Genomic DNA, 24,538 nt, shown 5'->3' with positions numbered 1-24,538 from the left:
GGCATGAAATACGCTGAACTTTTCTGCCAAACCAACTTTTCTTTTCTCACTGGCGCATCCCACGCTGAAGAGCTGGTCTTGCAAGCCGATTTTTTACGCTATCACTCTTTGGCGATCACCGATGAGTGCTCTGTTGCGGGCGTGGTACGCGCTTACAAAGCGATCGAGACTCATAAACTCAATACTCGACTCATTATTGGCAGCATGTTTTGGCTTAATCAGGAATGCCAAGTCGTGCTCATTTGCCCAAGCCATAATGCCTATGCTGAACTGTGTCGTATCATCACCAATGCGAGAAGGCGCTCCGAGAAAGGCCAATATCAACTGTCAGAGTGGGATCTAATGACTGTAAGGCACTGCTTGGTGATTTGGCTGCCTTCTCATCAAGAGGTAGATCACAAGTGGGGGTTGTGGCTCACTCAACACCATAAACATCGCTTATGGATTGGCGTACAGCGTCATTTAAACTCAGATGAGAAGAAGTACTTACAGCACTGTGAGCGGCTCGCTCAAGAGTTGGCTCTTCCTATTACGGCATGCGGTGGCGTCCTCATGCATACCGCGACTCGCTTGCCACTGCAACACACCCTGACAGCCATTCAACAGGGAAAAAGTGTCGATAAAATTGGCAGCCACTTGTTAACCAACACGGAGCGAACATTACGTAGCAAGGAAAAGCTGAGCAAGCTGTTCAAAAAAGAATGGCGTGAAGAAAGTATACGAATTGCAGAGCAATGCGCGTTTTCTTTGGGCGATTTAAAATATACCTACCCAAGTGAATTAGTGCCTGATGGTGAGTCACCCAACAGCTATCTGCGCAAGCTGGTAGAACATGGCAAAAAGTTACGTTTTCCTGAGGGCGTTCCAGCCCATATCGAAGAGACGATCAGCAAAGAGCTCTCGCTTATTGAAGAACTCAACTATCCATTCTACTTTCTTACCATTCATGACATCGTCATGTTTGCCAAACGCAATCGTATTCTCTACCAAGGGCGAGGCTCTGCGGCGAATTCTGTCGTCTGTTACTGCTTAGAAATCACCTCTGTGGATCCGCGCCAGATCTCAGTTCTATTTGAGCGCTTCATTAGTAAAGAGCGCGATGAGCCACCTGATATTGATGTCGACTTCGAGCATGAACGCCGTGAAGAAGTGATCCAATATATCTATCAAAAGTATGGTCGTGAGCGTGCAGCACTCGCAGCGACCGTTATTACGTATCGCTTTAAAAGTGCAGTGCGTGATGTGGGAAAAGCATTAGGGATTGAAGAGAGCCAACTCGACTACTTCATTAAAAACGTAAATCGTCGTGATCGCTCTCAGGGCTGGCAAGCGCAAATTGTCGAATTAGGGTTACAGCCTGATTCACTCAAAGGAGAGCAGTTTATCTCTTTAGTAAATGAGGTGATTGGCTTCCCTCGCCACCTCTCCCAGCATGTTGGAGGTTTTGTGATTGCAGCCGGACCTCTTCATCAATTGGTGCCCGTCGAGAATGCATCAATGCCTGACAGAACCGTTATTCAATGGGATAAGGATGATTTGGAGAGCTTAAAACTGCTCAAAGTCGATGTCCTATCACTTGGAATGCTCAGTGCTATCCGCAAGTGCTTTGATTGGGTCAAAAAGCTGTACAATCAAGAGCTCAGCATTGCGGAGATCACGCGAAGACAAGACGACCCCAACGTTTATCGTATGATCCAGCAAGCTGATACCGTGGGTGTATTCCAAATTGAATCGCGCGCCCAAATGAGCATGTTGCCTCGCCTTAAACCGGCTTGTTACTACGATTTGGTGATTCAAATCGCCATCGTTCGTCCCGGACCCATTCAAGGGGATATGGTTCACCCATTTCTCAAGCGCCGTGATGGGATCGAACCGATAACCTACCCTTCTAAAGAGGTGGAGGAAGTGCTGTTACGTACGATGGGAGTACCCATTTTTCAAGAGCAAGTAATCAAGCTCGCAATGGTGGCCGCCGGATTCAGTGGCGGTGAAGCAGATTCCCTACGCCGTGCGATGGCCGCTTGGAAGAAAAATGGTGACCTAATCAAATTCAAAACAAAACTGATTGAAGGGATGCTCAGTCGCGGCTATGAGCTGGAATTTGCCGAACGTATCTTTGATCAAATTTTAGGCTTTGGTGAATACGGTTTTCCTGAAAGCCACTCCGCTTCTTTTGCGGTACTGGCTTATTGCTCGGCTTGGTTAAAACACCATTACCCTGAAGCGTTTTATACCTCGATTCTCAATAGCTTGCCTATGGGCTTTTATAGCGCCTCACAGCTCGTTCAAGACGCAAAACGTCATAATGTGATGATATTACCGGTATGCATAAATCAATCATTGTATGACCATCAAGTGATCAAATGTGGTGATAAATTTGCGATTAGACTTGGTCTAAGACAGATTAAAGGATTCAGCAGTGAGAGTAGCCACCAGCTGATCAAGGCTCGTGGTCAACAAGGATTTAGTCACCCTCATCAGCTCAAACATATTGGATTAAACCAGCGTGATATTGAATTACTCGCATCAGCAAACGCAATGCAATCCATCGCTAATAATCGCTACCAAACTCGTTGGTCAATGATGGACTCTTTATCTGATTTACCACTTTTTCAGGGCATTCAAGAGACAGATTCGATGCCTGTCTCTTCCCCCTCCGACGTTCAGAGCTTATTGGAAGACTATGCTGCAACCGGGCTTTCTCTCCAGCAACATCCAATTAGCCTGTTAGACAGTGCCGGCATGTTAGACCACTTTACCCGCATGAATGAACTCAAGACTAAATCGCATCAATCTTTAGTTACTGTGGTTGGCGTGGTAACAGGGAAACAAGCCCCAGGAACAGCCGCTGGAGTGACGTTTTTTACCCTCGAAGATGATACTGGCAATATCAATGTGGTGGTATGGCAAGCAACAGCAAGAGCACAAAAGCAAGCTTACCTAACAGCTAAAATACTCATGGTAAAAGGCATTTTAGAGAGAGAAGGTGACGTCACCCACGTAATTGCCGGACGATTGATAGACATGACAGATAAGCTCGAAGGACTGCAAAGTAAGTCACGCGATTTTCATTGATTCGATATATAAAAGAAAAAGGAGCCGAAGCTCCTTTTCATTTACTGTTCAAACAAGTTAATACTTGTTCTCAGCATCCATACTTCTTTTCTTGTATTCCCTATACAGTAACATGCTTAAAGTCATTACAACTTTAGACGTTAGCCATATCATGAATAAAAACTACCTTTAGGTTTCTGAGAAAAGTTGTATATGTTGTATTTTACGTAACAAAACAACCTAATAACCATAACAGCTCAAAAACAAAAGATCATGGACTAAATCGTTGCAAATTCTTACTTAGTCAGGATATCGCGTAATCGGTCTTGAGCGACCTCAACCAATAAGTCAGGTTGGAACTTAGAAATAAAGCGATCACAACCGACTTTTTTCACCATGGCTTCATTGAAACTACCACTTAGTGACGTGTTCAAAGTAACGTAGAGATCCTTCATTCTAGGATCGCTTCTCACTTCATGGGTTAGTTTATAGCCGTCCATTTCTGGCATTTCTGCATCGGTAATCATCAATAGCAGTTCTTCAACAACGTTTTTTCCGTCATCAGCCCAAGACTTAAGTAAGCCTAAAGCTTCTAGGCCATCACGACATTCAATAATGTTCAGCCCCAGCTGAGATAGCGTCCCTTTGACTTGAGCTCTAGCAGTCGATGAATCATCTACGATGAGTACGTTACGGCCAACCATCTCTGCCGCAAGATCTTCATCGAGTACCCCTTCCGAGATAGAGACATCGTAATCGATGATCTCAGCCAATACCTTTTCAACATCGATAATTTCCACGATTTCTTGATTATCGCCATCTTTAATACGCGTAATCGCTGTTAGGTAGTTTGAACGCCCCGCAGTCTTAGGTGGCGGCTGTATCTCTGTCCATGCAGTATTAACAATGTTACGGACTTGACCAACTAAAAATCCCTGCACGGTACGGTTGTACTCGGTAATAATTAAGTTTTGTTCTTGCTCTTCTTGACGTGAAGGCGGGAAACCTATCGCACTACGCAAGTCTATGACAGGGACAGAAACGCCACGTAACGATGCCACGCCAGTAATGTGATGATGAGATCCTGGCATCTTTGTGAGCTGAGGAACTTTAATAACCTCACGTACCTTGAACACGTTAATGGCAAAGATCTGTCTACTGTTTAGACTAAATAACAACAACTCTAAACGGTTTTCACCAACTAGATTCGTACGCTGATCGACCGTATTTAAAACTCCAGACATACCACTTCTCTACCAATAGGTTATATAAACAAAATAGTCTAAAGAAAGACTAAGGCAAAAACTAATACTGAGACCACTAATTTTATACTTATATAGATTGAAGATGCGGAAATAGAGACCGTGGTCAACAGAATCTTGTCATGAGCACAGAGCAAAAACGCTCTGTTACCAACAACAGTATAGCTTGCTGAGAACGCGAAGATTATATGGGTTTTACAAAAAGATAAATAGGCAGTGTAACCAAGGGCGTTAGCCCTCGATCACTTTCATTAATAAAAGGCCATCAAACAAGGCTTGCTTAATCAATGCAGCACCAGGCATGGTTGCCTGTTTATAAAAGCGTGACTCGACTAATTCCAAATCTTGGTGATATACCGGCAGGCTCTGTTCTTCAATACACTGCTGAATAGCTGGATAGAGAACCTCTTTCGCCTGGTTAATTGCACCGCCAATTAGAATCTTCTCAGGATTGAAAAGGTTAATCACAATAGAGATAGCCGACCCTAAATAACGGCCAAGCTTCTCAACGACATCAACTGCAAGAGGATCGCCCTTCTCCGCAGCTTCACAAATATCTTCAACCGAAATTTCTTCAATGTCGGCCAATATAGATGCTTCACCATTCGCAATGCGCTCAGACACTTCGTTACGAATCGCCTGAGAGCTCGCCACTGTTTCTAAACATCCACGATTACCACAATGACATTGCTTACCATTAGGATCGATTTGGATATGTCCTAGCTCACCAATATTACCATGACGACCTTGTAGCACTCGACCATCGAGAATAATACCAGCGCCCAAGCCATGGTGGATCGATATCAAAACAGAGTTATCATTTTCTTGAGAGTGACCAAACAGCTTTTCAGCTAAAGCCCATGCGCGCGTGTCATTGGCAATGAATACGGGGAGCCCTGTTGCCTTATAAATTTCTGGACCTAATGCCAAATTCTCTACGTTATAGTGCGGCATCTGTAAAACGACACCTTGCTCAGAGTTCACCAAACCAGGCAAAGTAATCGCAATACTGGTAACGCGGTCAAGCTGGTCTGAGTAGGTTTGAAAGAATTCATCGATTTCATGTAATAGACGTGCGAGTACATCTTCTTGATCAATTTCATGAATATCAATTTTTGTGTCGATCAGCACGTCACCGCCTAGCTCATGCAAAGCGATCGTTAAGTAACCTCGTCCTAGACGCATCGATAGAAACTGCCAGCCTTCATTGTTCACTTGTAAACCAACGGCCGGACGACCTCGGCTGGTAGCCTCTTGAACCGTGGTTTCATGGATAAGGTGTGCTTCAATCAATTCACGAGTGATCTTAGTGATACTAGCAGGTGCCAGTTCACTCTCTTTCGACAAATCGATGCGAGAAATAGGCCCTTTTTGATCAATGAGTTTATATACCCGTCCAGCATTGACCTGCTTAATATGATCAATATGGCCAGGTTGAGCCATGTACATAGAGTGCTCCGAATATCAACAACAGGGTAATTTTTTTACTTTGCGAAGTAATTGTGAAGAGCTTTGATGGATCGCCGTGACAAGTGTCACGTATAAACATAATTCTTTGTGTACCTAATCAAATAGCGAAGGCTTTATCACATTTCATGCTCTATTTTTTTGCATAAATAATTATGTATTTTTTCTATCCGTCTAAACTGTTTAGTAACTACGCAGAGTCAGATCAAGGAGATCATAATGACCTCACCGCAAAGAAGAACAAAAATAGTCTCTACTCTTGGGCCTTCTACCGACAAACCGGGCATCTTGGAAGCCATACTCGAAGCGGGTGTGAATGTCGTCCGTATGAACTTTTCTCATGGTAGTGCTGAAGACCATCGCCAACGAGCGACAAAAGTACGTAACATCGCAGCAAAACTGGGCACTCATGTTGCGATTTTAGGTGACTTACAAGGGCCCAAAATACGAGTCTCCACTTTTGCTGAGGGAAAAATACGCCTCAATGTAGGTGACAACTTCACACTTGATAGCACGTTAAAACCCGGACAAGGCAATCAGGATTCTGTCGGTCTGGATTACAAAGCATTACCACAAGACGTATCCGCTGGAGACATCCTTCTTCTTGATGACGGGCGAGTTCAACTTAAAGTCATTGGTGTAACGGATACAGAAGTTAGAACAAAAGTCATTATTGGTGGGCCACTTTCGAACAATAAAGGAATCAATAAAAAAGGTGGTGGCCTTTCAGCCGACGCGCTGACAGAAAAAGATAAGAACGACATAAAACTTGCTGCAGAGATCAGGGTCGACTATCTCGCAGTTTCTTTCCCTCGCAATGGTGAGGATATGAAATACGCTCGACGATTAGCTCGCGATGCCGGCCTGCAAGCGAGGCTAGTCGCTAAGGTGGAACGGGCTGAAACGGTCGAAAGTGAAGAGAACATTGACGATATTATTCGAGCTTCGGACGCTGTAATGGTTGCGCGTGGCGATCTTGGGGTAGAAATTGGCGACCCTGAGTTAATCGGTGTACAAAAACAACTCATTCGACGAGCTCGAGCTTTGAACCGAACCGTCATTACCGCGACACAAATGATGGAATCGATGATGGAAAATCCAATGCCAACGCGGGCCGAAGTCATGGACGTTGCTAACGCAGTTCTTGATGGCACTGACGCGGTAATGCTTTCAGGCGAAACTGCAGCAGGTAAATACCCGTTGGAAACAGTACGCTCAATGGCCGAAGTATGTTTAGGGGCTGAGAAAATGGCTGACATCAACCGTTCCAGTTACCGAATGGAAGAAGTATTTGAAAGCAGTGAAGAAACCATTTCTATGTCCACGATGTTTGCGGCAAACCACATGCGTGGCATTAAAGGGATCGTGACTCTCACAGAATCAGGCCGCACAGCGCTCATGACATCGCGTTTAAGTTCAGGACTCCCTATCTTTGCCCTATCACGTAATGAGTCAACTCTGAACCTATCAGCCCTGTACAGAGGGGTTTTCCCGGTTTACTTCGACTCTAAGGGAGATACAGGACTTGAAACAGCCCAAGCCGCAGTAGATACACTAAAACAAAGAGGTTTACTCGACGACGGAGACCTAGTGATTATCACCCAGGGTGACGTCATGGATGTGGTGGGCTCAACTAACTGTATGAGAATACTGTCCGCTTAGGTTTGATGACCTCGTTTTTGGGGAGCACTATGCTCCCCAATTTCGTTTGTTCACATGCTGACTATACGTTTCCACAAATCGAAAACCAGCATCGAGGCCAAGTTGATAATCATGAAGTAGATCTTCTCTCTCACTCATCAGTGAATTAGAACGCAAAGGCTCTTCCGGTTTGATTTGAATAATAAAGCAATCATCAGGAGGAGAGTGGAGAAAATCCTGTGTGAGTGAGTATGTTTGATAGTGAACCATCAACATGTCCGCTAAACCGGAATCAAATTTATCACCCAATAAATGACTCAACCGATAAATATCGTCAGCACCAAATAGCCAACGTCCGCCATTGAGCGATTCTAAATGTCGATACTCAGGTTTATGTTGATGCGCTTTAGTCACTTGTTCATTGAGAAAGGCATTCCAATCGGACTTCCATTGCGACAGCTTGTTTTGCCAGTGCCCTTGAATCGAGTTAAATGAGTCGCGAAACCACTCAATGGACTCTTGCTCTAAGATATCTTGCGTGTCCGTCACCAAATCTTCGCCCTCAGTACGTATCACCACGATACATCGAGCCTCCTTCCGCCATGCCTCTTGTACCGGTATTGACGCAGAGACACCACCATCCACATAAATACCATGAGCAAATTCAACACGTTTGTTATAGAGACGAGGAATCGCGCAAGTTGCAATGAGTACTTTTTTCCAGTCACCATGCAACATCGGCAAATAGTGGTCCATTAATTGATGGGTATCGGTAACCGCGGCGTACGCTTCACGCCCTGCCAAGACTTGTTTACCCATATCGATATCGAGCCGATAAGGGTAATCGCAGATCTTATCAAGAGCCCAATCGAGGCCTAAAAACTGTCGACGTCGTATATAACTAAACAAGTGGAAAAACTGAGGGTCAGTCGTAAGGTCTAATATAAAGGACTTACCTATACCCCTTTGACGACATAGGAATGCACAGAGATTGAGCGCCCCCGCGGACGTTCCATAGAAAGAGTGAAAAGGGTCGAAGTTAGAGAGAAGGAAAGCATCCAATACACCAGAGGTAAATATCCCTCTCTGGCCACCACCTTGAGCAACCAAAGCATTTTTACCGCCAGTGTACTTTTTGAAATTTTGAATATCTAACTGTACAGCAGCGCTTGTAACTACACCGCTATTGCGCATTCGATATTCTCTACATTGTAGAAATCGCGACTACGCCAAAACCGATGATGACAGTAAAGACTACAGCCGTGACTAATAGGGCAAATTTTAGATCGTGTTCCATAGACACCTCCTTTATTGTGTAACAAAGTAATAACATCACTGTGAGGCATCTTCAAATAATGCGCTTTTTTTGTGCTTAATTATGGCGTTAGCATCACAATTAGTAGGTGATTGACCGATTAGGACGCCCTGATGAATTTACTCTCTCGCCACACATTACTCATAAGTTTGACTCTCTTTAGTAGCTATAGTTTCGCAGATGTATATGTGACCCCCTGGCTGGGTTACACCATCGGTGGCAACGTAGAAAATCAAGATGGTGAAGACTTTGAGCTCCAAGGTTCACACAACCTAGCGCTAAGCCTTGAAACAGACTTTGATAATGGTCGTTTAGGTCTTTTTTATACGGACCAATCTACTCAAGTCGATGAAGTCAAATTAGACGCCAATACCCATTACCTGCACTTTCAAAGCAGCATCCACTACCCATTGGAAGAAAAACTATCGTCTTATCTTGGTTTAGGGTTAGGGGGATCTTATATTGACGCCGAATGGGTCGATGACAACCTTGGTTTCTCCGCCTCAATTTTTGGCGGGTTTGAGTATGAAATATCTGATTCACTGGCGATCAATGGACAAGCTCGCTGGCTAGGAACAGTGGTAGATAATGACACTACTGGTGTATGTAACCTCCCCAGTAGTGGTTCTGACTCTTGTGTTATCCAATTTAAGACATCTTGGATGAACCAATTTTCAACCAATCTAGGCATAACCTGGCGCTTCTAAGATCTGACAGGGGTAGATCATCTACCCCAACACAAACTTAAAAACTGTATTTGATTCCTAGTGCACCGCCAATCTTTAACTCTGCACCAGAATACAAGTCCAGCTCAGGTTGAATTTGACCATACATATTCCACCCTTTAGTCAGATCCCATTTCAAGCCAAGAGGTACGCGAGCACCAAACTCTTTGCCTTCCCACTCACTCCATCCACCGACACCAACATACCAAGAGACAGGCATACTCTCATCAAACTGGCCACTAGTGACAATGTAGTCGAAAGCTGCACCGTCGTTGCCGAGAGTAAAGCGATATTGGTCATCTAACTCCGCCACAACACTTAAACCTTGGTCTAATGCCATACCAACCGATAGGTCTGTTTTTTGCAGCTCGTTCGCACTGGCAGAGAAAGAACTCGCTAAAAGTAGTGAGCCAAGTACAACTGAGAAAGCCGTTTTGTTCATTCTAACCCCATGAAACCAAAAATATAAAACAGCGTACAATTATGACCAATTGTAGGAAAGGGATGTCAAAAAGAGGTTAGAGTACGGCCAAGATCTGCTCAGCTTTTTTTTTAACACACATCTTAGTGTTAAACGATCAAAAAAGGAGGCCGAAGCCTCCTTTTACTATTCTAGATGAGTTGGTGGGAATTAACCGTTGTTACGGATCCACTCATCCATTTCAGTTTTCAGGTTGTCAGACTTAGTACCGAAGATAGCCTGAACACCACCTGCTACAACTACTACGCCAGCTGCGCCTAGTTGTTTTAGTTTGTCTTGGTCAACAGCAGCAGTATCTGCAACAGCAACACGTAGACGAGTGATACATGCATCTAGACCAGTGATGTTTGCTTTACCGCCGAATGCAGCAACCAACTCACCTGCTAGATCAGAACCTGTTGCTACAGAAGCTTCTTCAGATTCATCTTCACGACCAGGAGTCTTAAGATCCATTGCTTTGATTACAGCGCGGAACACTACGTAGTAGATTGCTGCGTAAACTAGACCTACCGCAATCATCAGACCCATCTTCTGTGCGTTACCAGAAAGAACTAGGAAGTCGATTAGACCGTGTGAGAATGAAGTACCGTGTACGAAGCCTAGAGTGTTAGCAACAACGTACGCAGAACCCGCTAGTAGAGCGTGGATACCGTATAGTACAGGAGCTACGAATAGGAATGAGAACTCGATTGGCTCAGTGATACCAGTTAGGAACGAAGTCAGTGCAGCAGACGCCATGATACCCATTACTTTCGCACGGTTTTCTGGCTTAGCAGAGTGAGCGATAGCGATAGCAGCAGCTGGTAGACCGAACATCTTGAACATGTAACCACCCGCTAGCTGACCGAAGCCATTACCAGCAGCACGAGATGCTTCATCAGCAACTAGGTAACAAGTTAGTACGCCGTTTTGAGTTTCGCCTGCAGCGTTAACACAAGTACCCGCTTCGAAGAAGAATGGTACGTTCCACACGTGGTGCAGACCAAACGGGATTAGAGAACGCTCAACGATACCGTAGATACCGAATGCAACTTGTGGATTTTGGTGAGCAGCCCAATCAGAGAAAGATGCAATCGCGCCGCCAATTGGTGGCCAAACGATAGAAAGAACGATACCAAGACCAATAGCAGTGAAACCAGTGATGATTGGCACAGCACGCTTACCAGCAAAGAAGCCAAGGTACTCTGGTAGTTGAATTTTGAAGAAACGGTTGAATGCCCAAGCAGCCACACCACCGACAAGGATACCACCTAGTACACCTGTATCGATTTTTTCAACACCCATAACACCAGCCATTACGCCTAGTGTTGCAGTCATGATGCCGTAGCCAACGATTGCTGCAAGACCAGCTACACCGTCGTTGTTAGTGAAGCCAAGTGCTACACCTACAGCAAATAGAAGAGCCATTTGGCCGAATACTGAGCCACCCGCTTGTTCCATTAGGTTAGAAACGATATCTGGAATGAAGCTTAGGTCGGCAGCACCCACACCTAGTAAAATACCTGCAACTGGTAAAACCGATACTGGTAGCATCAGAGCTTTACCAACTTTTTGCAGGTTAGCAAAAAGGTTCTTAAACATGTTTATGCTCCTGAAAAGTTTATAAGATTTATTGGGCTCTAACGGCACACCCCCGTAGCCTTAAATGTTAGCACCCAGAAAAAATGTAACCACTTATGTCACTATATTTTCTGGCTCTAAATATATATTGGGGGTTAACAGTCTTACTAGCTAGTTACGAAATTAAGTTTCAAACTAATAGATAGATCACAATAAAAACCGCGTTCTGAAATGCTTTACAAACAACCTAAGTCATTATTTTTAAATGACTAATTTGTAATTACGATTAATTTTAGTGGGTAAATAAAATAGGCATCATTGTTATTTTATGTAACAAATTTACAAAAGTGATATTTTTAGCTCTCAAGTTCAACAAAATTAGTAAACAAGGCCATATAAACGCTTGCGTGTGATCTCCACGACAAAAAAAAGGAGCCTAAGCTCCTTTTTTAATCAAATTCCATTTTCTATCTCAAAAAAAGATTTCTAAAGTTTTCGCTGGTTTTTTCACCTACTTCACCCAAAGATGTTCCTTTGAGCTGGGCAATGTACGCCGCAACTTCTACAACATAAGCAGGTTGATTCTGTTTACCTCGGTGCGGAACTGGCGCTAAGTAAGGCGAGTCGGTTTCAATTAGAAGCCTCTCAAGTGGAATCGCCTTCACCACTTCTTTTAATTCCGTGGCCTGGCGAAACGTTACTATCCCAGAGATTGAAATATAGAAGCCGAGATCCATTGCCGCTTCAGCAAAACAGAGATCTTCGGTAAAGCAGTGGATGACTCCGCCGCACTTCTCCGCCCCACCATTACGTAAAATATCTAACGTATCCTGTCTAGCATTACGAGTGTGGATGATGAGTGGCTTGTTTAACTTTACCCCTAGCTCCACCTGCTGCTCAAAGCGCAATTTTTGCAAATCTGCCGTTTCTGGCTGATAGTGGTAATCTAGTCCTGTTTCACCAATAGCGACAACACGAGAGTGAGCAGCATATTCATGTAGGCGATCCAGAGCAAAATCACTTTCTACATCCAGCGGATGCACACCACATGAAGCGTAAACGTTGTCAAAAGGCTCTATCATTTCCAACATATTAGGAAACGAATCTAGCGTTACTCCGACAGAAAGCAACTCAGTTACATTGGCGGCTTTGGCTTTCGCAACCACATCTTCGATACCTGTGTGTAGTTCTTGATAATCTAGTTTGTCTAAATGACAGTGCGAATCTACAAACATGTTTCCCCGTTAAATTTAAATAACCAATCCAAAATAAGCAGCTCGCTATTTAAGCCAGGATGCTCACGTAACTGCTCAATCAAAAGACTCAATGCCGACGCTTGTTGGTAAAGAAGATCGTATTCTACGGAATCAGCGAGCGGCTTAGCTCCTGGAACAAAGTGCGCTTCTTCGACACCGAAATGCACTTTCTGTGCATCTGTTAATAGATACCAGATCCAATACAGCGTTTCACTTGCTTCACTTGATAGCGCTTTAGCCAAAGCTAGGCAATCACCTCGACGCTCTGCTACGCGCTGAAATTGCTGCTCTAACTTGAGATACTCTTTTTCTTTACCCTGCTCAATAAATTTTAGTGTGCTTAAAGGAGCATTGCTATTTAAGTGTGCAGCAAAAAGCGGGACAGTACCCTGAACGTGTTCTTTAATCCAATTTGCCACCGATTCTGAGCCAGGAAGCGTTAAGTGCCACTGCTGACAACGGCTAGTAATAGTAGGCAATAGACCGTTCGAGCGATGAGCCACAAGTAGAAACATACAGTTCCCCGATGGTTCTTCGAGCGTTTTGAGTAGCGCGTTCGCAGCCGATTCATTCATGGCCTCAGCAGGCTCGATAACAAACAAGCGAATGCCACCTAGTTGAGACGACTCCTGCGCTTGACGATTACACTGCCTTATTTGCTCTACCGATATCGCTTTGCCCTCTTTTTCAGGCTTGATGAAATGAAAATCAGGGTGACTGTTCGATTGCATCAATTGACAACTATGACAAAAGCCACACGCTTCATGCTCATAATTGCTGCACATTACAGCTCGGCTGAAGTGGTCAACCAACTGTTCAGCCCCTAGACCAGGTTGAGTCACTAACATAGACGCGTTAGAAAAACGTCCAGATTTCAAACTGGACTGCCATTCTTGCCACAAGTCAGAAAGCCAAGGGTAAAGCTTTTCCATTACTTCGCTTCCATCCACGAGCAAAGTGCGGACTTAATATCTGCTGCAACGTTATCGATTGTTTGCTCTGCATTAACGACCAACACACTTTCATCAGAATTCGCTAACTCTAGATAGCGCGCTCTTGTGCGGTCAAAAAAGCTCATGTCCATTTTTTCAATGCGATCGAGCTCTCCACGTCCGCGCGCGCGTTCTAGTCCAACACGAGGATCAAGGTCGAGATAGATTGTTAAGTCTGGCTTAAATTCACCTAATGTGGTTTGCTTAAGTGATAGCATTGTTTCTTTCGAGATCTGACGCCCGCCACCTTGGTAAGCCTGAGAGGACATATCGTGGCGATCGCCAACAACCCAAGCACCAGACTCTAACGCAGGCTTGATGACATTTTCTACCAATTGAACACGCGCTGCATACATTAAAAGCAGCTCAGTCATATCTTGTAGTGTTTCACCTTCGTGCTCTTGCTTGACCAAAGTACGCAATTTCTCTGCCAGCACCGTACCGCCTGGCTCACGTGTATTTTTAATATTCTCAATACCCGCTTGCTTTAGCGTTTCCAGTACAGCGTTAATCGCAGTACTCTTACCTGCGCCTTCTAGGCCTTCGATGACGATAAATTTAGCTTGGCTCATTTGTTACTTCTTAACTGTTTTAAATAGGCGCGCACAGCACGATTGTGTTCTGCCAGTGATTTAGAGAATACATGTCCTCCTTTACCACTCGCGACAAAGTATAGGTAATTGCTATTTTCTGGATTTAGAGCGGCTGCAATAGACGCCTCCCCGGGCATCGCTATCGGTGTAGGGGGTAAGCCAGAAATAGTATAAGTGTTATAAGGTGTGGGTGTTCGGAGATCTTTCTTACGAATATTGCCGTCATACTTATCCCCCATCCCATAAATAACCGTTGGGTCAGTTTGCAAACGCATGCGTTTATTCAGGCGATTCACAAACACAGACGCCACGCGCTCACGCTCTTCCTCGACTGCGGTCTCTTTCTCAATAATGGAAGCTAAGATCAAAGCCTCATATGGCGTTTTCAACGGCAACTTATCTTGTCGCTGCTGCCATTGCTCCTGCAGAATTTGTTCAAGCTTGGATGAGGCTCGTTTTAGGATATCTAAATCTGAAGTGCCGTACGTATAGTGGTAAGTTTCTGCGAGTAGCAGACCTTCAAGCTTCTTATGGCTAAGGCCCAACGATTGAGCGATCTCCGCTTCACTAAGTCCAGCCATTTCATGCTCTAGATACTGAGCTGATTCAAGAGCAATGCGCCACTCCTTAAACGTCGACCCTTCAACAAACGTAATAGCGAATTGATGTTCTCTACCCGATTTTAGTAATTCTAGAGCCTGAGATAGAGTAATTCCTGGCTCAAATAGGTAAGTACCTGCTTTAAGTTGCGTTAACTCAGGATGAAAGCGACGGACAAGTTTTGCAAAATCACTACCTTCGATCATTCCCTGAGCGTTCAGTTGAGAAAGTACGCGATTGAAACTGGTCCCAGACTTAAGCGTAAAAATCTGTTCTTGTTCGATATTGAGGGGCTGAGAGACATACTGCTCTACTTGTTTAGTGACATAGCCATAACCTGCAGCTGCCATAAGAGCAACAAACAGTACAAAAATAGTGATCTTTTTAATCACGAGAGGGCCTTCTCCTGAATAGTTCTAGTTATATTTCCAATTAAAAACGTCTGCTCTCCAATAGCAGAGACTGGAGCGATACCCAAAATAGAGTTGGTGATAAATATTTCCTCTGCACCCAACAGCTCTTCAAGAGAGTACTCCGACTGTTGAATCGAAATATCGAGGTCAGACGCCACTTCTAATACTACCTTTCTCATCACACCAGCTACGCCAGCACTCACAAGCAATGGAGTGTGAAGTGTATCTCCTTTCCACCAAAACAGATTCGCCATCGTGGTTTCAACAACCTTACCGTTCCAATCTAATGCAACACCGTCAACAAAGCCTTGCTGCTCTATGTCCGCTTTTAATAGTATTTGTTCAAGACGGTTGTTATGTTTGTGGCCAGCCAGCAACGGGTTAATCCCTAGCCTCTTGCGACAAACCCCTAACTCAATTCCGCCTTGGCACCATTGTTCATAATGAGACGGAAATGGAAAGGCGCTAATGGTAACATTTGATGAGGTCACTTGAGTAGGGCTATATCCTCGACCACCCTCCCCTCGACTAATATGTAACTTTAAGCCTGCCTTTGCTTCAGGTCTAACCATCCTATTCAGCCATTGCTCGATTAAGTTCCAGTCAGGTAATTCGATGCCTAGAGCTTCTAAACATGCATTCATTCGCTCAATATGCTTAGGCCAATGCTGTATCTGTCCATCAACCGTCAACATTGTAGTAAAACAGCCATCGCCATATTGAAAAGATCGATCCGATAGAGGGACAGAATCGCTCAACTCTCCATTCAGCAAATACATACCTTTCCTTGTTCAACTTGAGTGAAGGGTTATTAAATAACAAAACGGCTTAATGCCAAAGCACTAAGCCGTTTTATTTAAGAGGATTAAAACAGTTCTTTAAATTTTTTTGAAAACTAGAGAGCCGTTTGTACCGCCGAAGCCGAATGAGTTACAGATTGCGTACTCCATTGAAACTTCTTTCGCTGTGTGTGGAACTAGATCGATATCGTCTAGGCCTTCAGCACGGTTATCTAGGTTGATTGTTGGTGGAACAATCTGGTCAACTAGAGACATAACTGTGATGATTGCTTCAACTGAACCTGCTGCACCTAGAAGGTGACCAGTCATAGATTTTGTTGAAGACACTTTCACTTGCTTCACGCCTTCTTCACCTAGAGCACGACGAACGCCTTTAATCTCAGCGACGTCACCTGCAGGTGTTGATGTACCGTGTGCGTTCACATACCCCACTTGCGTACCCACAATGCCGGCATCACGCATAGCCGCTTCCATCGCTAGTGCACCACCTGAACCATCTTCAGATGGAGAAGTCATGTGGTAAGCATCACCAGACATACCGAAGCCAACTAGCTCCGCGTAGATTTTAGCACCACGAGCTTTAGCATGTTCGTACTCTTCAAGAACCATCATGCCTGCACCGTCACCTAGAACGAAACCGTCACGGTCTTGATCCCAAGGACGAGAAGCTTTTTGCGGCTCATCGTTACGTGTAGACAGCGCTTTAGCTGCCCCAAAACCAGCCATGCCAAGTGGCGTAGAAGCTTTCTCAGAACCACCTGCAACCATTGCGTCTGCATCGCCGTATGCAATCATACGAGCAGCGTGACCAATGTTATGAAGACCTGTAGTACACGCCGTCGAGATCGCGATGTTAGGACCGCGAAGACCACGCATAATAGATAAGTTACCTGCAACCATGTTTACAATGGTTGATGGAACGAAGAATGGGCTAACTTTACGTGGGCCTTTTTCAACTAGTGCTGTGTGACCAGTTTCAATTAAATCAAGACCACCAATGCCTGAACCGATAGCGACACCAACTCGTGGTGCGTTTTCTTCGTTTATTTGTAAACCAGAGTCATCTAAAGCTTGGATACCCGCTGCAATGCCGTACTGGATAAATAGATCCATTTTACGTGCATCTTTCTTTGACATGTATTCAGTACAATCAAAGTCTTTAACTAGACCCGCAAAACGAGTAGAGAAGTTTTCAGCGTCAAAATGCTCGATATTTACGATACCACTTTGACCAGCAAGCAGGGCTTTCCAAGATGATTCTACGGTGTTGCCTACCGGTGACAACATACCCATGCCAGTGACAACTACACGACGCTTGGACACGATATAATTCTCCGGGAATTGAATGTTTCTATGAGAGGATAGAAGAAGTTAGAAAGAACACAGGCGGTCTAGGAGACCGCCTGGGAGAGATAATTACTGAGCGCTGTTTACGTAGTCGATTGCAGCTTGAACAGTAGTGATTTTCTCAGCTTCTTCGTCAGGAATCTCAGTGTCGAATTCCTCTTCTAGAGCCATTACTAGCTCTACAGTGTCTAGAGAATCAGCACCTAGATCGTCAACGAATGAAGCTTCGTTTTTAACTTCAGCTTCGTCTACACCTAGCTGTTCAACAATGATTTTCTTTACGCGTTCTTCGATGTTGCTCATTTTTCTTTTCCTTTACAGATTTCGCCTAATGCGATGATTCCGTAGTTTATTCGAACTACTGAAAGTTGCAAGAGGGACCTTGCTGGTCAAACCACAATTTTAGCGAATTTAACCGAAATTCAATACATTTTTGACTTAAATCATGCACAAATGTTGCGCACGTTCATGTCAATTATCACCAAATATAGGCTATTTTGGTGACAATCCCTAACCGGAATGATGACATTTTGGATAAATTGACAAACTATGCAAAGTTTTGAGTGTTCTTTCGCTAAAAAGTTCACTTTCTCTGCGTAATGTGTCAATTACACCATGTACATGCCGCCATTTACATGCAAAGTTTCACCTGTGATGTAAGCCGCTTCTGGAGACGCTAGGAATACAACTGCAGATGCAATTTCACGTGGGTCACCTAAACGACCAGCAGGAACGTTTGCAAGTGTTGCTGCGCGTTGGTCATCATTCAGTGCTTTAGTCATATCTGTTTCGATAAAACCAGGAGCTACTGTGTTCACTGTTACGCCACGAGAAGCAACTTCACGAGCCATAGATTTAGTGAAGCCAATTACGCCAGCTTTCGCAGCTGCATAGTTAGCCTGACCTGCATTACCCATAGTACCAACAACAGAGCCTACGTTGATGATACGGCCAGCACGCTTCTTCATCATGCCACGCAGAACCGCTTTAGACATACGGAAGATTGGCGTTAGGTTAGTATCGATGATGTCATCCCACTCAGAATCTTTCATACGCATTAGTAGGTTGTCGCGTGTGATACCTGCGTTGTTCACTAAGATATCAATCGCACCAAACTCATCGTTGATAGTTTTAAGTGTTGCTTCGATAGATTCAACGTTAGTCACGTTAAGAGCTAGACCTTTACCGTTCTCGCCTAGGTACTCGCTGATTGCCGCCGCACCGCCTTCAGACGTTGCAGTACCGATAACCGTTGCGCCACGCTCAACAAGAAGTTCAGCGATTGCACGACCAATACCACGGCTTGCACCAGTAACTAGAGCAACTTTGCCTTCTAGGTTCATCATGTTCGTTATTCCTTTGTTCTTTAATTACTTAGCAGCGTCTAGAGATGCAGCATCATTAACTGCAGCGCCACTTAGTGTCTTAACAATTCGTTTTGTTAGGCCAGTTAGAACTTTACCTGGACCAAGCTCAAGTAGTTTCTCAACGCCTTGCTCGCTCATTAGCTGTACGCTCTCAGTCCAACGAACTGGGCTGTATAGCTGACGTACAAGTGCATCTTTAATTTTTGCAGGATCAGTTTCAGCAGTAACGTCAACGTTGTTGATTACTGGAAGCTGAGGAGCGTTGAATTCTAGTTCTTCTAGTGCCACCGCTAGCTTGTCAGCCGCTGGCTTCATTAGCGCACAGTGAGAAGGCACAGAAACAGGAAGAGGAAGTGCACGCTTAGCGCCCGCTTCTTTACATAATGCGCCAGCACGCTCTACTGCGTCTTTGCTACCTGCGATAACAACTTGACCAGGAGAGTTAAAGTTTACTGGTGAAACAACCTCGCCTTGTGCAGCTTCTTCACACGCTTTTGCAATTGACTCATCATCTAGGCCGATGATTGCGTACATTGCGCCAGTACCTGCCGGAACCGCTTCTTGCATCAGCTGACCGCGAAGCTGAACCAGTTTGATCGCTTCTTTAAAATCGATCACGCCTGCACATACTAGTGCTGAGTATTCACCCAGACTGTGACCCGCTAGGTTAGCTGGTTGATCAAGACCAAGCTCTTGCCATACACGCCAAATAGCAACAGAAGATGCTAGCAATGCTGGTTGAGTACGGTGCGTTTGATTTAGATCTTCTGCAGGTCCGTTTTGAACAAGAGCCCATAGGTCGTAACCTAGTGCATCTGATGCTTCAGCAAACGTCTGTTTCACTACGTCATACTGCTCGCCAAGCTCTGCAATCATGCCGACTGCTTGAGAGCCTTGACCTGGAAATACAATAGCAAACTTGCTCATTTTCTTTTCCTTAAAACCGTTTCTTTAAATAAAAGAAGAAAGAAAAGATGCCACTGAAGGCACCTTAATTTTGAATTCTATTTAGAACTTAACTAACGCTGAACCCCAAGTAAAACCACCACCAAACGCTTCAAGTAATAGTGTTTGGCCACGTTGGATACGACCGTCACGAACAGCTTCGTCGAGTGCTGTAGGAACTGTCGCCGCAGATGTATTACCGTGACGATCAAGCGTTACAACAACTTGTTCCATAGACATTGATAGCTTCTTAGCTGTCGCTGAAATAATGCGTAAGTTCGCTTGGTGAGGAACTAGCCAGTCAAGTTCCGTTTTATCCATACCATTCTCTTTCAGTGTCTCTTTTACTAAACGAGAAAGCTGGGTAACAGCAACTTTAAAGACTTCATTACCGGCCATATGCAACCAGCTATTGATATCATCGCTGTGTTCAAACTCACCTGGTAGCTCTTCACGGCGATTCGGATATTTAAGACTTAGCAAGTCACCAAAACGGCCATCAGCGTTGATCGTCGTAGACAGAATACCCGGCTCCTCACTAGCGCCAACCACAACAGCACCCGCTGCATCACCAAAAAGGATGATCGTAGAGCGATCGTTAGGATCACATGTCTTAGACAATGCGTCAGCACCAATTACCAAGATGTTTTTACAATGACCGGTTTTGATGTATTGGTCAGCAACAGAAAGCGCGTAGATGAACCCTGAACATGCCGCAGCCATATCAAAGGCAGGGCAATGCTTAATGCCAAGAAGCGCTTGTACCTGACATGCTGCTGATGGAAAAGCATGTGAACCACTGGTGGTCGCTACAAGAATCATATCGATATCGTCTTTGTCGATACCTGCCATCTCGATAGCATTCTTCGCCGCTTGGTAACCCATGTCTGCAACAGTTTCGTTTTCTGCAGCAATGCGACGTTCTTTAATACCAGTGCGAGTCACAATCCACTCATCACTTGTATCTACCATTTTCTCTAAATCTGCGTTTGAACGCACCTGAGATGGCAGGTAGCTGCCAGTACCTAAAATTTTGCTATACATGAAGACCTAATAATGCCTCTCGAGTAAAACCGCTTCCAAACGATCGCTAATACGGCTGGGTACTTGTCGTTTGACCTCGTGCAACGCCTCACCAATAGCATTGATGACGGCGTTTACGTCAGCGCTTCCGTGGCTTTTTATGACAATGCCGCGCAATCCTAGCAAACTTGCGCCGTTATACTGGTCGGGGTTCAATGTTTTTAGCTCATTAAATAGCCCAGAAAATAATTTTCTTGCAATCCAACCCTTTATAGATGAGGACATCATATTCGATTTCAACTTATCTATAAAAAGCTGGGCTGTGCCTTCACAAGCTTTTAAACACACATTACCCACGAAACCATCACAAACAACGACGTCTGCGGCATCGTGTAATAATTGATTACCTTCAATATAGCCAACAAAGTTAACCGATTTTGTTTCAGATAGCATCTCAGCACAACGCTTGACAAGATCATTGCCTTTTATTTCTTCAGCGCCAATATTGAGAATCGCGACACGAGGTGACTTTTGTAGATATTGCTCTGCCAAAGCACTACCCATGACCGCAAACTGGAATAAAGAGTCCGCATCACTAGAAACGTTGGCTCCCAAGTCGAGCATCCACGTTTTGCTTCCAGAAGCTGTGGGTAGGGCTGAGATCAACGCTGGTCTTTCAATACCTGGAAGTAACTTAAGACGAAAGCGCGATAGTGCCATTAAGGCCCCCGTGTTTCCTCCACTGACACAGGCGTCAGCGTCACCTTGAGCAACGGCATCAATCGCCATTCCCATAGAGGTTCCGTTACTGTTTCGTAAAGCAAGAGAAGGTTTTTCGGAGTTGGAGATCACTCGGTCACAGTGTTGAATGCTCAAACGAGTATCTGGCTGATAACCAAGAGAAGATAATTGAGTAGTGATCGAAGTTTGATCACCTAGTAGGATCACTTTTAGCTCTGGGAAATGCGACAGTGCCTGCACGGCGGCAGGCACTGTAACGCGAGGACCGAAATCCCCGCCCATTGCATCAAGTGCAACGGTTATATTAGGCAAAGGTTCAACCTTACTTGTTGATAACCTTTTTGCCACGGTAGTAACCTTCAGCAGTTACGTTGTGGCGTAGGTGAGTTTCACCTGAAGTTGCGTCTACAGAAAGTGCAGCTGTAGTTAGGGCATCGTGTGAACGACGCATGCCACGCATTGAACGTGATTTCTTGCTCTTTTGTACGGCCATTGACCCTACTCCTATGTAAATTCTTAAAGAAGCAGTTACTTCTTTAAGCTTTTTAAAACATCAAATGGATTCGGCTTCTTTTCTTCCTCAATTTCTTCAGGAAGTTCACCAAACACCAAGTTATTTGAGTTAACGCTACAGTCCGCTTCGTCGTGCATTGCTACTTGAGGCAATCCAAGGATGAACTCGTCTTCAACTAGTTGAATCAGGTCTAACTCACCGTACTCGTTCAGATCTACCAAATCGTACTCTTCCGGTGCTTCCTCTTCAGTCCTTTCACCGCGATACGGTGTGTAGGTGAATTGGACATCGCACTCATGTGCGAAAACCTCATTACAGCGCTGACACTCTAAGTCGACTACGATGTTAGCTTTACCAGAGATAACAACGAGTCGCTGCTCATCTAAGTCAAATGACAGTGACACTTGGGCGTCGCGTTTAACGCCTTCGACAGATTCCATTAAGCGCTTAAAGAGACTAACTTGAATAATACCTTCAACATCTAGTCGCTTCTGTGCAGCGCGCATTGGATCAATCGTACGCGGTATTTTTACCTTTTGCATAGGGCGCGAATTCTATCTTCCAAATCGTTTATAGTCAAAGAAAAAGGGCAAAAAAATAGACTTTTTTTCCTTTCCAGCGAGAGAGCTAGTATCACAACCATAATATCGATTAAGCTCACACTAACCCGCCGTTAGATTGTAAATTAAAATGCCAAATTACCAACTAGTTTTAGCTTCAACCTCACCGTATCGCGCGCAACTGCTCAATAAACTTGCAGTTCCGTTTATCACAGCAAGCCCAGAGTTTGACGAAACACCTTTAGACAACGAAACACCTCTTGAGCTTGTTAAACGTCTTGCCATTGGTAAAGCACGGTCTTGTAAAACGTCAACACCAAGCTTGGTAATTGGAAGTGACCAGGTCTGCGTGATTAATGGCGAAATCATCGGTAAACCACTTAATCGAGAAAAAGCCATCGAACAATTAAGCCAGCAAAGTGGTCAATCGATTCATTTTTACACTGGAGTCGCCATATACAACAGTAAGACTGACGAAGTTGATGTCAAAGTAGATACATTCACTGTACATTTTCGAAAACTCTCTCGACGCCAAATTGAAAACTACGTCGATAAAGAGGAACCATTTTACTGTGCAGGCAGTTTTAAAAGCGAAGGCCTTGGCATTGTTCTCTTTGAACGATTAGAAGGGAAAGATCCCAATACATTGGTTGGACTGCCATTGATTGACTTGATCGACATGCTTGCTAAGCATGGCGTTGAAGTTATTTAGACGAGCAAAGTAGAAGGGTTGATCCAATAGACCAACCCTTTAATGAAGACGTTAAAGCTTTCGAAGCCCTGCTAAGGCTTTTTCTAACCTTGGCTCCATTGGCGCATTAATCTCCATCCATTCATCGTTAGATGGATGTTGGAACTTAATGTTTGCGGCATGGAGGAACAAACGGTCTAAACCAACTTTCGCTGTGTAGGCATCAAAGCGACGATCACCATAGCGGTCATCCCAAGCAATTGGGTGGCCAGTGTACTGAGTGTGAACACGAATTTGGTGAGTTCGACCAGTAATTGGGCTGGCTTGGATTAAAGTGGCTTGAGCGAACTTCTCAATAATTTTAAATCGAGTTTCCGACGCCTTACCATTTGGGTTAACGCGGACAATGCTGTTTACTTCATTTTTGAGCAGCGGCGCATTCACCTTCTTGCAGCTTGCTTTCCACTCGCCCATAACCAGCGCAAAGTAATATTTTTGCACTGTCTTCTCGCGAAACTGAGCTTGAAGATGACGTAATGCCGAGCGCTTCTTAGCCACGAGTAAAATACCAGACGTATCGCGATCAATTCGATGAACTAACTCTAAGAACCTTGCCTGAGGACGCAACGCTCGAAGGGCTTCAATAGCACCAAACTTAAGACCACTACCACCATGAACAGCAGTACCTGATGGCTTATTCAAAACTAGCATATGGTCATCTTCGAAAATAATCATATTCTCTAGTTCAGCAACTTTATTTAGCTTGGTACTCGGTGCTACTTCGTCTGTTTTCTCTTCCATCGTTACCGGAGGAATACGGACTAAGTCTCCTGCTTGTAACTTATATTCTGCTTTAACGCGTTTTTTGTTTACACGTACTTCTCCCTTACGCAAGATTCGGTAAACCATGCTTTTAGGAATACTTTTCAATTGGTTGCGTAAGAAGTTATCAATACGCTGACCCGCCATATCGTCGTCAATATCGACAAACTGGACTTTTGTTCTAATTTCGCTCATGCGTTTATTCTATCACTCAAAGTTGCGCGATTTCACATTTTCTTCGCAACAAAATGGAAAATTACTCGATAAGAATGAACTCCAATTCGACTCCGAATAAAAATCCACCAATTTAATTACAATTTCCAAAAAACAAAGCGATTAAGCTTCCAAAACAGTAACTTAAGAAAAATA

Annotated in this window: 24 protein-coding genes; 4 read left to right on the top strand and 20 right to left on the bottom strand. The window is 44.4% G+C overall.

Annotated elements, in window-relative coordinates:
- Nucleotides 1–3 precede the first annotated feature (3 nt).
- Nucleotides 4–3,075, top strand: coding sequence for an error-prone DNA polymerase (locus AC4MRV_RS08125; protein WP_491186960.1), 3,072 nt, complete (start codon nt 4–6; stop codon nt 3,073–3,075).
- Between the two features lie 275 nt (nt 3,076–3,350).
- Here AC4MRV_RS08125 and AC4MRV_RS08120 read toward each other — a convergent pair whose 3' ends face one another.
- Together AC4MRV_RS08120 and mlc are read right to left on the bottom strand one after the other, a co-directional pair.
- Nucleotides 3,351–4,298, bottom strand: coding sequence for a chemotaxis protein CheV (locus AC4MRV_RS08120; protein ID WP_491186926.1), 948 nt, complete (start codon nt 4,296–4,298; stop codon nt 3,351–3,353).
- 249 nt (nt 4,299–4,547) lie between these two features.
- The gene (gene mlc / locus AC4MRV_RS08115) at nt 4,548–5,765 is read right to left on the bottom strand and encodes a sugar metabolism global transcriptional regulator Mlc (protein ID WP_491186925.1); all 1,218 of its coding nucleotides are present in this window, start codon (nt 5,763–5,765) and stop codon (nt 4,548–4,550) included.
- 237 nt (nt 5,766–6,002) lie between these two features.
- Here mlc and pyk point away from each other — a divergent pair, with 237 nt between their 5' ends.
- Nucleotides 6,003–7,445 carry a pyruvate kinase gene (pyk, locus tag AC4MRV_RS08110; protein ID WP_491186924.1) on the top strand — a complete coding sequence of 481 codons (1,443 nt, stop codon included), beginning with the start codon at nt 6,003–6,005 and terminating at the stop codon, nt 7,443–7,445.
- A 27-nt stretch (nt 7,446–7,472) separates the two neighbouring features.
- Here the strand turns inward: pyk and AC4MRV_RS08105 are convergent, their stop codons facing one another.
- Entirely contained in the window at nt 7,473–8,618 is a 1,146-nt protein-coding gene (locus AC4MRV_RS08105; protein ID WP_491186923.1) for a patatin-like phospholipase family protein, read from the bottom strand.
- A 10-nt stretch (nt 8,619–8,628) separates the two neighbouring features.
- Entirely contained in the window at nt 8,629–8,721 is a 93-nt protein-coding gene (cydH, locus tag AC4MRV_RS08100; protein WP_491186922.1) for a cytochrome bd-I oxidase subunit CydH, read from the bottom strand.
- A 128-nt stretch (nt 8,722–8,849) separates the two neighbouring features.
- Here cydH and AC4MRV_RS08095 point away from each other — a divergent pair, with 128 nt between their 5' ends.
- Complete coding sequence (locus tag AC4MRV_RS08095; RefSeq protein ID WP_491186959.1) at nt 8,850–9,446, top strand: outer membrane beta-barrel protein; 597 nt, start codon at nt 8,850–8,852, stop codon at nt 9,444–9,446.
- A gap of 37 nt (nt 9,447–9,483) precedes the next feature.
- Here AC4MRV_RS08095 and AC4MRV_RS08090 read toward each other — a convergent pair whose 3' ends face one another.
- The 15 genes from AC4MRV_RS08090 to yceD all read right to left on the bottom strand — a co-directional run bounded on the left by AC4MRV_RS08090 (nt 9,484) and on the right by yceD (nt 22,638).
- Complete coding sequence (locus tag AC4MRV_RS08090; RefSeq protein WP_491186921.1) at nt 9,484–9,906, bottom strand: hypothetical protein; 423 nt, start codon at nt 9,904–9,906, stop codon at nt 9,484–9,486.
- Nucleotides 9,907–10,095: 189 nt separating this feature from the next.
- Nucleotides 10,096–11,526 (bottom strand): PTS glucose transporter subunit IIBC, encoded by a 1,431-nt coding sequence (gene ptsG / locus AC4MRV_RS08085; RefSeq protein ID WP_491186920.1) that lies wholly within the window; start codon nt 11,524–11,526, stop codon nt 10,096–10,098.
- A 446-nt stretch (nt 11,527–11,972) separates the two neighbouring features.
- A complete protein-coding gene (locus AC4MRV_RS08080; RefSeq protein ID WP_491186919.1) occupies nt 11,973–12,740 on the bottom strand; it encodes a TatD family hydrolase in 768 nt (255 codons plus the stop codon).
- Entirely contained in the window at nt 12,731–13,693 is a 963-nt protein-coding gene (gene holB, locus AC4MRV_RS08075; RefSeq protein WP_491186918.1) for a DNA polymerase III subunit delta', read from the bottom strand. The genes AC4MRV_RS08080 and holB overlap by 10 nt, the downstream gene beginning before the upstream one ends.
- Nucleotides 13,693–14,325, bottom strand: a complete 633-nt coding sequence (gene tmk, locus AC4MRV_RS08070; protein ID WP_491186917.1) for a dTMP kinase — start codon at nt 14,323–14,325, stop codon at nt 13,693–13,695. The genes holB and tmk overlap by 1 nt, the downstream gene beginning before the upstream one ends.
- On the bottom strand, nt 14,322–15,338 hold the full coding sequence (gene mltG / locus AC4MRV_RS08065) for an endolytic transglycosylase MltG (protein WP_491186916.1): 1,017 nt from the start codon (nt 15,336–15,338) through the stop codon (nt 14,322–14,324). Before mltG ends, tmk begins: the two co-directional genes overlap by 4 nt.
- Entirely contained in the window at nt 15,335–16,138 is an 804-nt protein-coding gene (gene pabC, locus AC4MRV_RS08060; RefSeq protein ID WP_491186915.1) for an aminodeoxychorismate lyase, read from the bottom strand. Before pabC ends, mltG begins: the two co-directional genes overlap by 4 nt.
- Nucleotides 16,139–16,237: 99 nt before the next feature.
- The gene (gene fabF / locus AC4MRV_RS08055; RefSeq protein WP_491186914.1) at nt 16,238–17,482 is read right to left on the bottom strand and encodes a beta-ketoacyl-ACP synthase II; all 1,245 of its coding nucleotides are present in this window, start codon (nt 17,480–17,482) and stop codon (nt 16,238–16,240) included.
- A gap of 93 nt (nt 17,483–17,575) precedes the next feature.
- Nucleotides 17,576–17,809, bottom strand: coding sequence for an acyl carrier protein (gene acpP, locus AC4MRV_RS08050; RefSeq protein WP_004406112.1), 234 nt, complete (start codon nt 17,807–17,809; stop codon nt 17,576–17,578).
- A gap of 305 nt (nt 17,810–18,114) precedes the next feature.
- Nucleotides 18,115–18,849, bottom strand: a complete 735-nt coding sequence (gene fabG / locus AC4MRV_RS08045) for a 3-oxoacyl-ACP reductase FabG (RefSeq protein WP_491186958.1) — start codon at nt 18,847–18,849, stop codon at nt 18,115–18,117.
- Nucleotides 18,850–18,876: 27 nt separating this feature from the next.
- Entirely contained in the window at nt 18,877–19,800 is a 924-nt protein-coding gene (gene fabD / locus AC4MRV_RS08040) for an ACP S-malonyltransferase (protein ID WP_491186913.1), read from the bottom strand.
- An 81-nt stretch (nt 19,801–19,881) separates the two neighbouring features.
- The gene (locus tag AC4MRV_RS08035; RefSeq protein WP_491186912.1) at nt 19,882–20,862 is read right to left on the bottom strand and encodes a beta-ketoacyl-ACP synthase III; all 981 of its coding nucleotides are present in this window, start codon (nt 20,860–20,862) and stop codon (nt 19,882–19,884) included.
- A gap of 6 nt (nt 20,863–20,868) precedes the next feature.
- Complete coding sequence (gene plsX / locus AC4MRV_RS08030) at nt 20,869–21,894, bottom strand: phosphate acyltransferase PlsX (protein ID WP_491186911.1); 1,026 nt, start codon at nt 21,892–21,894, stop codon at nt 20,869–20,871.
- Between the two features lie 10 nt (nt 21,895–21,904).
- Nucleotides 21,905–22,075, bottom strand: coding sequence for a 50S ribosomal protein L32 (rpmF, locus tag AC4MRV_RS08025; RefSeq protein WP_004414666.1), 171 nt, complete (start codon nt 22,073–22,075; stop codon nt 21,905–21,907).
- A 35-nt stretch (nt 22,076–22,110) separates the two neighbouring features.
- On the bottom strand, nt 22,111–22,638 hold the full coding sequence (gene yceD / locus AC4MRV_RS08020; protein ID WP_491186910.1) for a 23S rRNA accumulation protein YceD: 528 nt from the start codon (nt 22,636–22,638) through the stop codon (nt 22,111–22,113).
- Between the two features lie 148 nt (nt 22,639–22,786).
- On the opposite strand from yceD, the gene AC4MRV_RS08015 reads away from it, so the two are divergent.
- The gene (locus tag AC4MRV_RS08015) at nt 22,787–23,368 is read left to right on the top strand and encodes a Maf family protein (RefSeq protein ID WP_491186909.1); all 582 of its coding nucleotides are present in this window, start codon (nt 22,787–22,789) and stop codon (nt 23,366–23,368) included.
- Nucleotides 23,369–23,419: 51 nt separating this feature from the next.
- Here AC4MRV_RS08015 and rluC read toward each other — a convergent pair whose 3' ends face one another.
- Complete coding sequence (gene rluC / locus AC4MRV_RS08010) at nt 23,420–24,364, bottom strand: 23S rRNA pseudouridine(955/2504/2580) synthase RluC (protein ID WP_491186908.1); 945 nt, start codon at nt 24,362–24,364, stop codon at nt 23,420–23,422.
- Nucleotides 24,365–24,538: the final 174 nt, after the last annotated feature.

The sequence above is a fragment of the Vibrio sp. genome, assembly GCF_984391705.1.
Note: the sequence above shows the minus strand (reverse complement) of the source record. Positions and strands in the feature narration are given on the sequence as shown.